Annotated in this window: 12 protein-coding genes; 6 read left to right on the forward strand and 6 right to left on the reverse strand. The window is 66.4% G+C overall.

Features of this window, described 5'->3' with window-relative positions; genetic code table 11:
- Positions 1–35: 35 nt before the first annotated feature.
- On the reverse strand, positions 36–1,397 hold the full coding sequence (locus BLEFHOIH_RS04055) for a hypothetical protein (RefSeq protein ID WP_088343235.1): 1,362 nt from the start codon (positions 1,395–1,397) through the stop codon (positions 36–38).
- 485 nt (positions 1,398–1,882) lie between these two features.
- Between BLEFHOIH_RS04055 and BLEFHOIH_RS04060 the strand changes: the two genes are divergently transcribed.
- Positions 1,883–2,392 carry a CreA family protein gene (locus BLEFHOIH_RS04060; RefSeq protein ID WP_088343236.1) on the forward strand — a complete coding sequence of 170 codons (510 nt, stop codon included), beginning with the start codon at positions 1,883–1,885 and terminating at the stop codon, positions 2,390–2,392.
- Between the two features lie 18 nt (positions 2,393–2,410).
- On the opposite strand, the gene gspG is transcribed toward BLEFHOIH_RS04060, so the two are convergent.
- From gspG to serB, 4 genes are all read right to left on the reverse strand, one after another.
- Positions 2,411–2,851 carry a type II secretion system major pseudopilin GspG gene (gene gspG / locus BLEFHOIH_RS04065; RefSeq protein WP_088343237.1) on the reverse strand — a complete coding sequence of 147 codons (441 nt, stop codon included), beginning with the start codon at positions 2,849–2,851 and terminating at the stop codon, positions 2,411–2,413.
- An 82-nt stretch (positions 2,852–2,933) separates the two neighbouring features.
- Positions 2,934–3,500, reverse strand: a complete 567-nt coding sequence (locus BLEFHOIH_RS04070; protein WP_088343238.1) for an A24 family peptidase — start codon at positions 3,498–3,500, stop codon at positions 2,934–2,936.
- A 132-nt stretch (positions 3,501–3,632) separates the two neighbouring features.
- Positions 3,633–4,952: a UDP-glucose/GDP-mannose dehydrogenase family protein gene (locus tag BLEFHOIH_RS04075; RefSeq protein WP_088343239.1), complete on the reverse strand. Its 1,320-nt coding sequence runs from the start codon at positions 4,950–4,952 to the stop codon at positions 3,633–3,635.
- Positions 4,953–4,964: 12 nt separating this feature from the next.
- Positions 4,965–5,861, reverse strand: a complete 897-nt coding sequence (gene serB / locus BLEFHOIH_RS04080; RefSeq protein ID WP_088343240.1) for a phosphoserine phosphatase SerB — start codon at positions 5,859–5,861, stop codon at positions 4,965–4,967.
- 97 nt (positions 5,862–5,958) lie between these two features.
- Between serB and miaA the strand changes: the two genes are divergently transcribed.
- The 5 genes from miaA (at position 5,959) to BLEFHOIH_RS04105 (ending at position 12,006) form a co-directional block, all read left to right on the forward strand.
- Positions 5,959–6,777 carry a tRNA (adenosine(37)-N6)-dimethylallyltransferase MiaA gene (gene miaA, locus BLEFHOIH_RS04085; RefSeq protein ID WP_348626024.1) on the forward strand — a complete coding sequence of 273 codons (819 nt, stop codon included), beginning with the start codon at positions 5,959–5,961 and terminating at the stop codon, positions 6,775–6,777.
- Between the two features lie 204 nt (positions 6,778–6,981).
- Entirely contained in the window at positions 6,982–8,748 is a 1,767-nt protein-coding gene (locus BLEFHOIH_RS04090; protein WP_088343242.1) for an acetolactate synthase 3 large subunit, read from the forward strand.
- A gap of 132 nt (positions 8,749–8,880) precedes the next feature.
- The gene (gene ilvN, locus BLEFHOIH_RS04095; RefSeq protein ID WP_210191633.1) at positions 8,881–9,396 is read left to right on the forward strand and encodes an acetolactate synthase small subunit; all 516 of its coding nucleotides are present in this window, start codon (positions 8,881–8,883) and stop codon (positions 9,394–9,396) included.
- A gap of 84 nt (positions 9,397–9,480) precedes the next feature.
- Positions 9,481–10,257, forward strand: a complete 777-nt coding sequence (locus BLEFHOIH_RS04100; protein ID WP_088343244.1) for a potassium channel family protein — start codon at positions 9,481–9,483, stop codon at positions 10,255–10,257.
- Positions 10,258–10,737: 480 nt separating this feature from the next.
- Positions 10,738–12,006 (forward strand): porin, encoded by a 1,269-nt coding sequence (locus tag BLEFHOIH_RS04105; RefSeq protein ID WP_170936987.1) that lies wholly within the window; start codon positions 10,738–10,740, stop codon positions 12,004–12,006.
- A 90-nt stretch (positions 12,007–12,096) separates the two neighbouring features.
- On the opposite strand, the gene BLEFHOIH_RS04110 is transcribed toward BLEFHOIH_RS04105, so the two are convergent.
- The gene (locus tag BLEFHOIH_RS04110; protein WP_170936988.1) at positions 12,097–15,795 is read right to left on the reverse strand and encodes a serine/threonine-protein kinase; all 3,699 of its coding nucleotides are present in this window, start codon (positions 15,793–15,795) and stop codon (positions 12,097–12,099) included.
- Positions 15,796–15,798 lie beyond the last annotated feature (3 nt).

The raw sequence follows: 15,798 nt of genomic DNA on the forward strand, positions 1-15,798 counted from the left end.
GGCTTGCAAGGATGAGGAGCACTCGTCTCAGCCGATCAGAATTGAATTCTGGCGCCGGCGAGGACTTCCTGGAAATCCTCGAATTCCAGCTTGCCGGTCGGCTCGCCGCCGCCGCGCGCCAGAATGTCCGCCTCGGAGCTGATATTGCGGTAGCTGACATACATGTCCAAGGCCGCCGAAGCGAAATTCTGGTTGACGCCGACGCCCCAGATCTCGGTTTCCGCGCCGCCGACGGTGCTGCCGGTATTGGCGACAGGGTTGAAGGTGTTGAAATAGCCGGAATTGATCTTCTGATATTCGCCGAAGATCGTGGTCGGGCCGACGCCGAACCAGTTCTTCTCGATACCCGCCTGGATGTAGATCGTGTCGCTGGTGTCGTCTTCCTCGCCGGCGAAGAAGGCGGTTTGCGCATTGTCGTCGGTCTTCAGGCCGTAGGCGACATGGGCGAACAACCCCGTCGGGACGTGCATGATGCCGGCCGACATGCCCAGATCGGAGCAATCGGTGTGCAAATTGGCGCCGACGATGCAGCTTTCCGAGCCGCCGCCGCCGCCGATGCCGCCGGTCGCGCTATCGGTCCATTTCGAATAGCCGACGCCGGCGGCGACCTTGAACTGGCCCCAAAGGCCGGCATAGCGCAGCGCCACGTCCCAGAAATCATTCTCGCCCCAGGAGGCGGAAACCTTGAACCCGGCGACGGAGGGGGAGTCGTATTTGATGACGTCGTAGCGGTTGGTGTCGCCGATGCCCTGGGTGCCGTTGCCGCCCCACATGTCGCGGAAGCGCAGATTGCCGGAGCGAATGCCGGTGTCGCGGTCGACGGGCTCGAAGCCGCCCGACCAGAGCTGCGAGCCGATGCTCCTGACGATCACGGTCCTGGCGAGATTGATCTCGGCGATGCTGTCGGTGGCGGGCGAGGTTTCGCCGAGCGAGATGCGGCCGAAACGGTCATCCTCGATATAGAACATGTTATGGCGGATGGCGACATTGTCCGAGAAGGCGCCGGCGCCTTCGTCGCTGTCCTGGCTGACCAGGAAGGAGGCTTCCGACCAGACGCCGAGCTCGATGTAGTAACCGGCCTTCAGGGTCGGGCTGATCTTGGCTTCGCCGCGAAAGTTGATGAGGCTTTGCGAGCTGGTATTGCCGACGACATAGGCGTCGCTGTCGCGGCCGTCGTCCCAGAAGAACATCGATTCGTTGACCTGGCCGGCAATCGCGAACGACACGACGCGGTTGCCTTTGCGGGCGACCGTCGCCTCCAGTTCGGCGACGCGTTCCTCCAGGTCGGCGGCGTCCCCCTTGCCCAGATCGGCCGCGAGCGCGTGCCCAGGCGACAGAATGTAAGCTGCCAGCAGCGCGCCCCCGATCAGCCCGGCCTGCACCTTTCCCCCAAACATCGTTTCTCTCTCCCCTGTCACCATTGATAAATCTATCAGCTTTGACTCTTGTAACAGGAGAAGGGCTTGTCGCTAGTCTTTCGTCTCAGGAAAACCTGATTTCAGCCTGCTTTCGTGGCGGTGCGGCAACAAAAAACCTTTTATTTCTATCTATGGTTGCGAATAGTTATTAATGCACTCGTAATGGATATTTGGTTTATTTTGCAGTGCGAAATTAAGAGGCAAAATCAATCTGGTAATCTAAAATCGTTGCTTGGAATGACTCTGGCAATACGGGGAGGATTTGGACATGCGACCGCCCGCGCGCATCGCCTCGCCCGGTCCGCCGCAGCTTGAGCTGGGAGTGGGTGCGCCGGGGGCGCAGGCTCCGCCTTCGCTCCGCCATGAGATCGACGCACTGGCCAGAGCCCCCGGACTCATGGCTGGATCAAACCGGCCCCTCGATTGTTTGGGACGCACGCCCCTCAACGGAAGGTTTCTCTCAGATGCGCGCAATTCCGCTTCTTTGCCTTGCCCTGGTCTCCGCGCTGTCCTTCCCGGCCCGCGCGGCGGACGAGCCCGATCTGATCTTCAAGAAGACCACGACCTGGAAATTCCTCTCGCCCGACCACAAGCTGGCCACCTACGCCATCGACGACCCCATCGTCGGCGGCGTCGCCTGTCATTTCACGGTGCCGGAAAAAGGCGGCTGGACCGGCTGGCTCGGGCTGGCGGAGGAGCTGTCCAATGCCTCCTTGTCCTGCCGGCAGGTCGGCCCGATCGAATTCAAGGCGAAATTCGAACAGGGCGAAGAGATGTTCGAGAAGCGCCGCTCGTTCTTCTTCAAGAAAATGCGCATCGTGCGCGGCTGCGACAAAACCCGCAATGTGCTGGTCTATGTCGTCTATACCGATAAGCTGATCGAGGGCAGCCCGGAGAACTCGACCTCGAGCGTCCCGATCATGCCCTGGGGCACCAGCATGCCGCAGAAATGCTCCGACTGGATGACGGAATAGGCCGGCGGTCGTTCCGCGCTACTGATGCACGATGTCCTGGTCTTCGCCTTCGCCGCCGGGGGCGTTGTCGCGCCCGAGCGTCGCCAGTTCGAAAGGCGAGTTCTTGCCGGGGACACGGTATTGATAGGGATGGCCCCAGGGGTCGATCAGCCCCTCGGCCTTCTTCAGATAGGGGCCCTTCCAGCGGCGCGCCCCGCTCGGCGCCTGCACCAGCGCGTTGAGCCCCGCCTGCTGCGGCGGGAAGCTGCCATTGTCGAGCGCGTATAGTTCCAGCGAGGTGGCGATGGCGCTGATCTGGGTCTTGGCGGTCTCGGTGCGGGCGGCGCCGAGATAGCGCAGCACCTGTGGATAGCCGACGGTCGCCAGCAAGGCCAGGATGCCGAGCACGACCAGCAATTCGAGAAGCGTGAAGCCGGCTTCCGCCTCGGGGCGGCGAAGAGAACGCAATCGCTTGAACATGGTGACGGCCACCCTCTTTTCAGCCCGGAATTTTGGCAAATTGCGAGGGTGGCAACAACGGACCTTGGTCCGATCCGGCAGTTCAGCCGAGGGGGCCGAACAGCCAGACGATCCAGAAACCGAGCGCCAGGAACGGGCCGAAGGGGATGCGCGAGGACGCCTCGACCGGCTGCCCGCGCAACAGCGCCACCAGCACCGCCGCCAGCGCGACGCCGCTCGCCCAGAGCATCACGGAGGGCAGCCCTTCGAGGCCAAGCCATGCGCCCGCCGCGGCAAACAGCTTGGCATCGCCGAGGCCGAGGCCAGGGCGTCCGCGCAGGGCCCGATAGGCCCGGGCCAGCGCATAGAGGGCCAAAAAACCGGCGGCGGCGGCGGCGATGCGCCAGAGCGGATCATCCCAGCCGAGGGCGAAGGTGAGCAGCGGGCCGGTTGCGACCAGCGGCAGGGTGATGGCGTCGGGCAGGCGCATGGTGCGCAGGTCGATGACGCTCAGCGCGACGAGGGCCGCGCCGAGCACGGCGGTGGCGGCGAGGACGCCGGCCGGCATGGCGTCGCGGCTCAGCACGGCGAGGGCGAGCAGCAGATAGGCCCCGCCGAGCAGGATCGGCGCGGCATCGGGGCGGGGGCCTATGAGGTTCGGCCTGCTCATCGCGATGGGATGCCGGCCGCGGCTTGAATGATGGTGCCGATTGGTTTCATCGCAACTGCCCCCGCTTAAGCGCCCCGCGACGGCGGAAGTCCCCTCAGGCGCACAGGGCGCGGCCGAAACCCGGCGCCCCGGTTACGCCGTGCCGGCCACTGGGCGCCCGATGCTCGAATAGGCGAAGCCGCAGCGCAGGGCGTGATCGGCGCGGAAGACGTTGCGCAGATCGACCAGCACGTCGCCGCGCATCTGCTTCTTCAGCATCCGCAGGTCGAGCGCACGGAATTCGTTCCATTCCGTCAGCACCACGGCGATGTCCGCGTCCTTGGCCGCCTCCAGCGCGCTGGCGCACCAGTTCACGCCGGGCAGCAGCGGCTCGGCCTGCTTGCGGCCTTGCGGGTCGTAGGCGGACACCGTCGCGCCGCGCTCGGCGAGCAGCGGCAGGATGACGAGGCTCGGCGCGTCGCGCATGTCGTCGGTATTGGGCTTGAAGGTGACGCCGAAGACGGCGATGCGCTTGTCGCGCACATTGCCGCCCGCCGCCCGCTCGATGCGCGTCGCCATGGCGATCTTGCGCTCGTTGTTCACCTTCTCGACCTGCTCGATGATGGTGAAGGGCGCGCGCGCCTCGCGGGCCGTGCGGATCATCGCCGCGACATCCTTGGGGAAGCAGGAGCCGCCATAGCCGGGGCCGGGATGCAGGAATTTATCGCCGATGCGCCGGTCGGAACCGATCGCCGTCGCCACTTCCTGGACGTTGGCGCCGACCTCTTCGCAGATATCGGCGACTTCGTTGATGAAGCTGATCTTCAGCGCCAGGAAGGCGTTCGCCGCATATTTGGCCAGCTCGGCCGATTCGCGGCTGACGAAGATGATCGGCGCGTTGCGCAGGCGCAGCGGCTCGTAGACGCGCTCCATGACGGCGCGGGCGCGGTCATCATCCACGCCGACCAGCACACGGTCCGGATGGGTGAAATCCTGGATGGCGGAGCCTTCGCGCAGGAATTCGGGATTGGAGCAGACGGAGAAATCGGCGTCGGGGCGGATGTCGCGGATGCGGCGCTCGATCTCGCGGCTGGTGCCGACCGGCACGGTCGATTTGGTGGTGATGACCGTATAGCCCGACAGATGCGGCGCCAGTTCCTCGACCGCCTTGTAGACATAGGAGAGATCGGCATAGCCGTCGCCGCGGCGCATCGGCGTGCCGACGGCGAGGAAGACGAGATCGGCATCGCGCGCGGCGGCGGCGAGGTCGGTGAAGAAATTGATGCGGCCTTTCTCGGCATTGCGCATCAGGAGCTCTTCCAGGCCCGGCTCGTAGATCGGGATCTCGCCCTGGCGCAGCCGGGTGATCTTGTCAGGGTCCTTGTCGACGCAATTCACCGTCCAGCCGAATTCGGAAAAGCAGACGGCCGACACCAGGCCGACATAGCCCGCCCCGATCATGCAAATCTTCACGGCGCTATCCCCCTAATCCTGTGATGCGAAATCTTCGACGCGGTAGCCCTGCAGGAACAACAGCGCCGTCAGGTCGCCATGGTCGATGCGGGCTTTCGCCTCGGCGGCGACGATCGGCTTGGCGTGATAGGCGACGCCGAGGCCGGCCGCCTTCAGCATGGCGAGGTCGTTGGCGCCGTCGCCGACGGCGATGACCTCCTTCAGGCCGATGCCGGCGTGAACCGCTTCTCGGCTCATCGCCTCGAGCTTGGCGTTCTGGCCGAGGATCGGATCGGCGACGCCGGTCACCATGCCGTTCTCGATGATGAAGCGGTTGCCGTAATCGACGTCGAAGCCGGCGCGTTCCGCGATGCAGCGGGTGAAGAAGGTGAAGCCGCCCGAGACCAGCACCGTGCGGGCGCCATGGGCGCGCATCGTTTCGGCAAGCTGCCTGGCGCCCGGCGTCAGCGCAATCTGGAGGTCCAGTACCTCCTGCAATTTGGCTTCCGGGAAGCCGGCGAGCAGAGCGATGCGCTCGCGCAGGGCGTCCTCGAAGGGCAATTCGCCCCGCATGGCGCGGTCGGTGATGGCGGCGATCTTGGGGCCGATGCCGGCGAGGCCGGCCACCTCGTCGAGACATTCCTGCTGGATGATGGTTGAATCCATGTCCGCGACCAGCATACGCTTGCGCCGCCCCTCGACCGGCTGGATCAGCTTGTCGACGGGCGCGCCGGGCGGAATCGCATCCACCACGGCGCGGGCGGCTGCCATGGCGTCTTCATTGGCCGCGCGGAAGGTGATGTCGCAGGCTTCGGGCGAGAGCCAGAACGGCTCGTGGCTGGCGCCGACGCTGCTGCGGAAATCCTCCGCGATGGCTTCTACGATATCGCGGGCGCCGGGAGCGCCGATGAGCGTCAGGACATGGGACATGGGCGTAGGGGCGCCGGAAGCGATGAATGGGCCAAAGCCGAAAAACCTTTTTACTCTTATTGCAGGACCAACGGCGAGCGGCAAGTCCGCTCTGGCAATGCGGTTAGCGCAGGACGGTGGCGGCATCGTGGTAAATGCCGATTCCATGCAGGTTTATCGGGACTTGCGCATTTTGACGGCGAGACCGGATGAAGCCGACGAGGCCGCCGTGCCGCACCGGCTCTACGGTTTCCGCCCCGCCGGCGAGCCCTATTCCGTGGCGGCGTGGCTGGCGGATATTTCGCGGCTCATCGAGGCCGCGCGGGCGGGCGGACCACCCCTCGTCATCACCGGCGGCACGGGGCTGTATTTCAAGGCGCTGCTGGAGGGATTGTCACCGGTTCCGGAGATCCCGGAGGCGGTGCGGCTGCATTGGCGCAGCGAGGCGGCGACGCTCGATAGCGGCGCGCTGCATGGGATTTTGCGCGAGCGCGACCCGGAGATGGCGGCAAAGCTGGCGCCGTCCGATCCGCAGCGCATCGTGCGGGCGCTGGAGGTGATCGAGGCGACCGGGCGCTCGCTGCTGGAGTGGCAGGCCGTTGCGGGCAAGCCGCTGCTCGCCGCCGGCGAGGCCGAGCTGCTCTATGTCTGCCCGCCCCGCGAGACGCTTTACGCCCGCTGCGACGCACGGCTCGACCGCATGGTGGCGGCGGGCGTGCTCGACGAAGTCAGGGCGCTGCGGGAGCTTGCGCTCGACCCTTCATTACCGGCGATGCGGGCGCTCGGCGTCAGGCCGTTTCTTGCCTTTCTCGACGGTGTGCTCGGTTGGCAAGCGGCGCTGACCGAGGCCAAGACGGAAACGCGGCAATATGCCAAAAGGCAGCTTACCTGGGCGCGCAGCAATATGATGTCGTGGAAGACCGCTCTCGCGCAATAAATGGAAAGAATGCGCCGCAAAAACGTTCGTTTTCGTGCGCTAAAACCGTTGACGGTCACCCCCGCCCGGATTATGTCTTAAAGGTGTTCCGGGGCTTGCCTGAAAAATGGATGGGGCAGGCCCCTTTATTGTGCAAAACTGTCTTGTGCATAATGGCACAAGAATAAGGGCACTGACCATTCGCAAGAGTTGGAGAGTTGACTGATGGCCCGCATGATGACCGGCGCGGAAATCGTGCTGGAAGCGCTGAAAGACCAGGGTGTCGAAGATATTTTCGGCTATCCGGGCGGCGCCGTCCTGCCGATCTATGACGAACTGTTCAAGCAGAACCAGGTCCGTCATGTGCTCGTCCGCCACGAACAGGGCGCGGCGCATGCGGCGGAAGGCTATGCGCGCTCCACGGGCAAGGTCGGCGTGCTGCTCGTCACTTCCGGCCCCGGCGCGACCAATGCCGTCACCGGCCTGACCGATGCGCTGATGGACAGCATTCCGCTGGTTTGCATCACGGGGCAGGTCGCCACGCATCTGATCGGCAGCGACGCCTTCCAGGAATGCGACACGGTCGGCATCACCCGCCCCTGCACCAAGCACAATTACCTCGTCCGCGACATCAACGATCTGGCGCGCGTGCTGCATGAGGCGTTCTACGTCGCCAAATCCGGCCGGCCGGGCCCCGTCGTCGTCGACATCCCCAAGGATGTGCAATTCGCCAAGGGGCCTTATACCGGCCCCAGCCGCGTCGTGCACAAGACCTACCGTCCGCAGCTCAAGGGCAATGCCACCGCCATCCGCGACGCCGTCGAAATGATGGTCAGCGCCAAGCGGCCCGTCTTCTATACGGGCGGCGGCGTCATCAATTCCGGCCCGGCGGCGAGCCAGCTCTTGCGCGAATTCGTCCAGCTCACCGGCTATCCGATCACCTCGACGCTGATGGGGCTCGGCGCCTATTCGGCCGACGACAGGCAATGGCTCGGCATGCTCGGCATGCACGGCACCTACGAAGCCAATCTGGCCATGCATGAATGCGACGTGCTGATCAATATCGGCGCCCGGTTCGACGACCGCATCACCGGCCGGCTCGACGCCTTCTCGCCGCATTCGAAGAAGATCCATGTCGATATCGACCCGTCCTCGATCAACAAGACGGTGAAGGTCGATGTGCCGGTCATCGGCGATTGCGCGCATGTGCTCGAGGAGATGATCCGGGTCTGGCGCGCCCGCGCGCCGCAGCTCGACAAGACGGCGCTGAAGAAATGGTGGGGCCAGATCGCCGACTGGCGCGGCCGCAATTCGCTGCACTACAAGCCGCGCTCCGACGTCATCATGCCGCAATATGCCATCGAGCGGCTCTATGCGCTGACCAAGGACCGCGACACCTACATCACCACCGAAGTCGGCCAGCATCAGATGTGGGCGGCGCAATATTACCGCTTCGACAAGCCGAACCGCTGGATGACTTCGGGCGGCCTCGGCACCATGGGCTACGGCCTGCCCGCCGCCATCGGCGTGCAGACGGCGCATCCGCAGGCGCTGGTCATCGACATTGCCGGCGAGGCCTCGATCTTGATGAACATGCAGGAGATGTCCACCGCCATCCAGCATCAGCTGCCGGTGAAGATCTTCATCTTGAACAACGAATATATGGGCATGGTGCGCCAGTGGCAGGAGCTGCTGCATGGCGGGCGCTATTCGCACTCCTATACCCATTCGCTGCCCGATTTCGTCAAGCTGGCCGAAGCCTATCATTGCGTCGGCCTGCGCGCGGACAAGCCGGACCAGCTCGACGATCTCATCATGGAGATGATCGAGACCCCGAAGCCCGTGATCTTCGATTGCCGCGTGCATAAGCTGGCCAATTGCTTCCCGATGATTCCCTCGGGCGCGGGCCACAATGAAATGCTGCTGGCCGACGATTTCGCCGGCGACGACATCGACTACACCGTCTCCGAAGAAGGCAAGGTGATGGTCTAGAGCCTGTCATGCCCGCCGCGGCGGGGTGCCAGCGACAAGCATGATGCATAATATGCGGCCGGACTCCCCGCCATCGCGCGGGGGTCGCGGCTGCGAATGCCGGACGCCAACCCGAACCGAACCGGAAACACGATGAGCAACCGCCAGGACGTTCGCGAACAGCATACTTTGGCCATTCTGGTCGACAATGAGCCCGGTGTCCTGGCTCGGGTCACCGGCCTGTTCTCCGGCCGGGGCTACAATATCGACTCGCTGACGGTGTCGGAGACGGTGAGCGAGAAGCACCTCTCGCGCATCACCATCGTGACCACAGGCTCGCCGATGGTGATCGAGCAGATCCGCAACCAGCTCGACCGGCTGGTGCCCGTCCACCGCGTCACCGACATGACGGTCGGCGGCAATCCGATCGCGCGCGAGCTCGCCTTGGTGAAGGTCGCGGGCAAGGGCGAGAAGCGTGTGGAAGCGCTGCGTCTGGCCGAGGCCTTCCGCGCCCAGGTCGTCGATGCCTCGACCGAGCATTTCGTGTTCGAGATCACCGGCCGCATCTCCAAGATCGACCAGTTCATCGCGCTGATGCAGCCGATCGGGCTCGTGGAGGTCGCCCGCACCGGCGTCGCCGCCATCGCGCGCAGCTCGGCGGCCATGTAGCGGGCCGATCCGCCGGCTTTTTGCCGATGGATCAAAGCGCGGACTGGCCTGTTATTATCCGGCGGAACAACGGGGACGCCGGACATGGATGCCAGCCTGCGCCAGCGAGTGAGCCGGCTCTATTTCGGCGACACGCCTGCCGCGCGCAATTTTCGCATCGCTTCGCTGCTGTTCGAGATCGCGCTGATCGTCTTCTTCATCTCGACCTCCTTCGTCGCCAGCCAGCCCTGGCTGACCGCCACCGGGCTGGTCGTCGCCTTCATCCTGCTCGTGGACTTTCTCGCCCGCTGGTGGATCAACGAACCGCCATCGGCCTATTTCCGCCAGCTCTCGACCTGGACCGACCTCGTCGTCCTGATCTCGCTGGTGGTGCCGGTCATCACCGGCAGCCTCTTGTTCCTGCGCGCCGCCCGCGCCGTCCGGCTGTTCCGCTCCTACCATCTGCTGCGCGACGTCTACCGCGAATATTCCTTCGCCCGCAAAAACCGCGAGGCGATCGAGGCTTCGCTCAACCTCCTGGTCTTCATCTTCGTGATGTCGGCGGTGGTCTATGTGATCGAGGGCGAGCGCCATCCTGGCATCAACAATTTCGTCGACGCGCTCTATTTCACCGTCTCGACCCTCTCCACCACCGGCTTCGGCGACATCACCTTCAAGGACACTGTGGGGCGTCTGCTGTCGATCTTCATCATGATCGTCGGCGTCGGCCTGTTCCTGCGGCTGATCCAGACCATCTACCGCCCGAACAAGGTCCGCCACGAATGCCCCACCTGCGGCCTGATGCGCCACGACCCGGACGCCGTGCACTGCAAACATTGCGGCACCACCCTGCACATCCAGCGCGAAGGCGCGGACGATTAGACCGCAATCGAAATCCCCGCGAAGGCGGGGATCCAGTACGCCGCAGCGCAAGCGGTGTGGCAGAAAGCTCATTTTGAGTTTGTGATTGCTGGATCCCTGCCTTCGCGGGGATTTCGTCTGGGGTAAAACTTGCACTCCGAAACCGCCTGCGTGTGCAGGTCGACGGGCGTGCAATTTTTGCGCTAACTACCTGAGATTGCATCACAAAACTGTGCGAGTCCGGCCACGCGCGGACCGTGCTCGCGCCATATTTGCACGTCACAAATTTTGCTTCCGCGCGGCGTCGAGCAACCGCTCCGCCGGCGTATCGCCGCCTGCAGCCGCTTCGGGCAACGCCCCCGAAGGCTGCGGCCTGACGGTTCCGGCCAGCCGGGTCCGCCTGTTCGCGTTGAGTTCAAGGTCTCGCCGATGTCCGAGAGGGCGCGCCTGCCGCGCCGGACATCCCGTTCCTGGCCAAACCTTCGAGGGGACATTTGCGCCATGATGTCGAATGCAATGAAACTGTTTGCCGTGGTCCTGCTGCCCGGGCTTCTGTCCGCCGGCGCTGCTTTCGCCGCCGATCCCGGCCCCGCCTGCTGCTCCGATCTGGAAGAGCGCGTCGCCGAACTTGAAGCGGCGTCCGCCCGCAAGGGCAACCGCGCCGTCTCGCTGACGGTGTCGGGCGAAGTCAACAAGGCGCTGCTGATCTGGGATGATGGCCGGCAGTCGGATGCCTATGTCGTCGACAATGCCGGCGCGGACCAGGAATCCCGCCTCAATGTCTCGGGCGAGGGCACGGTCGGGGCGGGCTGGCGCACCGGCTTCGTCATCGAATTGGGCTTCACCGATTCCTCCTCGCTCTTCGTCAACCAGGCCAATGACGAAGGCCCCGGCGATACCGCCTTCGAGACCCGCCTTGCCAATTGGTATATCGAGGGCGAGCGTTTCGGCCGCGTCACGCTCGGCCAGCAAAGCTCGGCGACCGATGGCATCACCACCATCGACCTGTCGCGGGCCAAGACCGACGCCGTCACCTGGCACAACAAGTCCTTCGGCATCCGGAGCGAGGATGGCGGCTATACCGGCCTGACCTGGGGCAATGTCGCCTGGGGCCTCGAAGGCGACCGCGGCGATTTCATCCGTTACGACAGCCCTGTGCTCTACGGCTTCATGGCCTCGGCCGCCTGGGGCGAGGACGATAGCTGGGACGCGGCCTTGCGCTTCCAGAAGGAGCTGGATTCAGTGCGCATCGCGGCCGGGGCCGGCTATCTCTATGTCGGCGACGCGACCAATGCCAGCCTTTATCCGAACGAGACCAAGATCGCCAGCGGCTCGGTTTCCGTCATGCACATGCCGACCGGCCTGTTCGGCAATCTCGCCGCCGGCCGGGTCGAGCTGTCGGACAAAGCGCTGGCCGGCCCCGACAATCCCGATGACGGCACCATGTGGATGGCGCAGGCTGGCATCGAAAAGCGCGTCATGCCCTTCGGCGCCACCACGCTCTACGGCGAATATGGCGAATATGGCGACATCCTGCTGGGCTATTCGGCCTTTTCGCCCGGCAGCACCCCGACCATCGCCGCCGAGGGCATCACCGGCACCGAGGTCTCGCGCTGGGGCGTCGGCGCGGTGCAGCAATTCGATGCGGCGGCCCTGGAGATGTACGCGGTGTTCAACCATTTCGACGCCGAGATCCGCACCGCCGAATCCGGCAACGCCGCGACCGAGCCGTGGTACGGCGTCGTGGTCGGATCGCGGCTGAAATTCTGAGCGGATCCGAGGGTGCGGGATACGATCCTAGAGCGTGAGCCGAGTTGCGGCAGGGAGAAGCGCGCTGGTTCCGGCCAGATCGATCCCGGCCTAGCCGCTTTTATCCTCGACGCGGTAGCTCAGCACACGGACCACCAGCTTGCCGGGACACAGGCCCGTCACGGCCTCGAAAAAGGCGGGCGTCTCGATGGCGGCGGTGAGGCTCGACTGGGCGGTGCTGCCGGGGACCGGGGCGAGCGCGGCGAAATCGGCGGGCCCCGGACAGGCCAGCACCACGATGGCCTCCTCGCTGGCCTTGGCGCCGGGCATCGGCGCGCTGGTGACGCCGCCGGGCACCTTGTCGGTCGCGCGCAGCTTCTCGCCCGCCGCCAGACTCAGCGCCTCCTCGCCATCGCGCGGGGAGAGGCGGAGCACGGTGCCGTCTGCCTGCCAGGCGAACAGCCCGGCCCGCAATGCCTCCGCCGCCTTCACCGACACGACGATCTGCTGCCCGGCGGCGACGCGGGCATCGGGGATCGAAGCGGTCAGCACGTCGTCGCCGCGCGGCCTCTGGATGCGGGCCTGCAGCGTCACGGCGAGCTGGTCCTCGCCTAGCCATCGCGCCTGCCATTTCTCGCGATAGGGGATGCCGTCCTGGATCGCCGCCAGGAGCTGCGCGGCGCTCGCCTTTTCGGACGGCTCGGGCGCGGCCTTGCCGCCTTGCCGCGCCGCCTCGATCAGCTTGGCCCGCGCGCGCGCCTTGGCCAGCCGTAACGCCTCCTGCCGCGTCAGGCCGTCCTTGAGGCGGACGCCGGCGCTGGCCTGCCAGAGCGTATCGCCGGCGGCGGCTTCGATGCCGGCAGTGGCACCCGGCTCGGGCGCCTTGGCTTGCGGGATAAGGCGCAGCCGGTAGGGCGTCAGCCAAGGGCTGGCGGTCTCGACCTTGACGGTCAGGTCGCCCTCGTCGCCCCGCAGGCGCACGTCCTCCATGCGCGCGTCGGTGCGGCGGCTCTCCGCCAGCACCCGGCCATCCTCGGCGAGCACCACGAGATCGGCGTTCTGCTCGAGGTCGTCGAGCTGCAGCGTCAGCGGCGCGCCCCCATCCGCCCGCAGCCTGAAGCGCTCGGCGCCGTCCTTGCCGCCGACGACGCCCGTCGCCGCCGCCCCGGAACCCGCCTCGAGACGGCGCGGAAGGCCGGACTCGCCGCCCGCCGGCCGCGCGGGGATTTTGGCGATGCCGTAGAGTCTGAGCGCATAGTCGAGCGACCGGCCCTCCGGCGTGCGCAGCTTGAGCAGATAGCGCCCGGCTTCCAGCGGCATGGTCTGGCTCAGAATTTCGCCGTCTTCGCGCGTGAAGAAGGCGCGCGACCGGTCCCTTTCCCGGTCCATGAGCGAGACGACCATGCCCTTGGGCAGCGGGCCGCCATCCGCCCGCGTCAATTCCAGCCCGATTTGCTGGCCCTGATCCAGGCCGAAGGCCAGCCAGTTTTCCGGCTCATCCTTCCGCAAGGCCGCCGAATGCTCGATCCCGCCCAGGCCGACCGAGCCGAGCACCACCGGCTGCTCCTCGCTGGCGCCCAGCAGCGCCTTGGCGCTCATCGCCACGGCGAGCTTGCCGCTGGCCGGCCCGGCGGAGGCTGCGACGCGCAGCACATAGGGGCCGGGCTCGACGTTGGTCAGCAGCGAAATCGCGGCCTGGCCGGTCGCCCGCGCGGCGGGGTCGCCATTGCCGGCGCGGAACAGCTCGAGCGCCTCGAAGCGGTCGCCGGAAGCGGTCGCGGCGAGCGTGCCGGAGCGGGTCACGCGGAGGGCGAAATAGCGCTGTCTCTGGCCCTCGGGGATACGGACGTCGAACGCCTGCGGGTCCGCCAGCGGCTCGGGCAGCAATTGCGCCGTCTCGAAGCTGCGCCCTTCATCCTCCGAAGCCTGCGGGACATCGCGCAATCGCGGCAGGCCGTCGACCTTCACCTTCAGCCGGTAGGCCCAGGGCGCGTCGCTGCGCGAGCCGACGGCGATGAAATGGCGGCCCGCCGCCAGCTCCTGGATCAGCGGTTCCGCGCGGTCCGGCGCGATCTGGCGGGTGGCGGTGGCGCCGCCATTGGCATCGGTCAGCGACAGGCTGCCCGAGGCGCCGGGCGCCTCGATGGCGATCGCAACGCGGGCGGGATGGTCGAGGCTCAGCTTGAAGAACTGCTCGCCCGGGCCGGGCCAGATCCGGCCCTGATAGAGCACGGCCTCGCCGTCGAAAGCGCCCCGGCCGGCGAGGTCGAGCGCGGTTTTCGGCTCGGCGCCGGGCCGCGCTCGGGCCGAGAGCGGGAGACCTTGCAGTTGCAGCGTATAGCGCTGGCTGTGCGAGGATTGCGAAGCGATCTCGAGCGCATAGCTGCCACGGCGCAGTTCCGCCAGCCGGTTCGCGCCGTCGCCGAACAAGGGGACGGGCCGCGCATCGGCATCGGTCAGGCGCAAGGACGCGCCGCCGCCCGGGCCGTCCAGGCGCAGCGAGACCTCGCTGTCGGCGGCGAGCTCGAAGCGGACGACATCCACCGGATCGCCGCCGCCGATGCTGTCGCTGACGCTGAGCGGCTGGGCGCCGAGCGTGCCGAGCGGAAAAGCCTGGGCTAGGCTGTCGCCGATGCGGTCGCCCTCGCGCTGCGGCCACCACAACAGCGCCGCCCCCGCGACCAGCGCCGCGCCGAGGCCCGCCGCGATCATCCAGGCCAGCGGGCCGGCCTTGACCGGCAGCGACAAAGGCAGCGGCGCGGACGCGGCGGGAGCCGCGCCGCTCCAGACCTGCGAGGCGGCGGCCGGTCCCTCATGCGGCGCGGTCGGCGGCCAGAGGCCCGAGGATGGGCGCGGCTCCGTGCGGGCGGTGGCGGGCGGATCGGCCGCGGTCGGCGCGCTGGCGAAGCGCTGGCCGAGTCCGAGCGCCTGCCGCCATTCGCGCACGCTTTGCGGGCGTTCGTCGGCGCGCAGCCGCATGGCCCAATCGACGGCGCGCACGAAGGAGGCATCGAAGCGCGGCCCCGCCACCTCCGCAAAGCGCAGGCAGGGATCGGGCCGCCCCTCCATCAGATGGGCGATGCGGCTCGGCGCATCGGCGGGCGCGTCGCCGACGACCATGCGGTAGACGACGGCGCCCATCGTGTAGATGTCGGTCCAGGGGCCCTGATTGACGGTGCCGCTATATTGCTCGTTCGGGCTGTAGCCCGGCGTGACGATCGCCGCGACCGTCTCGCTGCGGCCGGTGAAGACATTGCGCGCGGCGCCGAAATCGATCAGCACAGGCGTCGTGCCCTGGCGCATGAAGACATTGTCGGGCTTGATGTCGCGATGGGCGAGGCCATTGTCGTGCACCAGAGCGAGCGCGTCGGTGAGCGGGTCGAGGATGCGCAGCACGTCGTCCTGGGTGATCGGCGCCGGTTCGCGCTCTTTCAGCCAGGCGCCGAGGGTTTTGCCCTCCAGAAACTCCATCACCATGTAGCCGGTGTCGTTGAGGCTCATGAAATAGAGCACGCGGACGATATTGGGATGCGAGAGGCGGGCGAGGATGCGTGCCTCCTCGAGGAAGCGCTGCAGGCCCCAGTGGAAGACCTGCTCGCTGTCGGCGCCGTTGGGCTGCACCGAGAGCGTATTGCCGTCGCGCATGGCGAAGGCGCCGGGCAGGTATTCCTTGATGGCGACGCGCTGATCGAGCGCGGTGTTGAGGCCGAGATAGGTGATGCCGAAGCCGCCCTGGCCGAGCACGCCGAGCACCTCGTAATCCCGCAACCGGGTGCCGGCGGGCAGTGCGAGGCGATGGGTTTGTGTCATGGG

It is taken from the genome of Rhodomicrobium sp. R_RK_3, assembly GCF_002198715.1.
In the GTDB taxonomy this organism is placed as follows: Bacteria; Pseudomonadota; Alphaproteobacteria; order Rhizobiales; family Rhodomicrobiaceae; genus R-RK-3.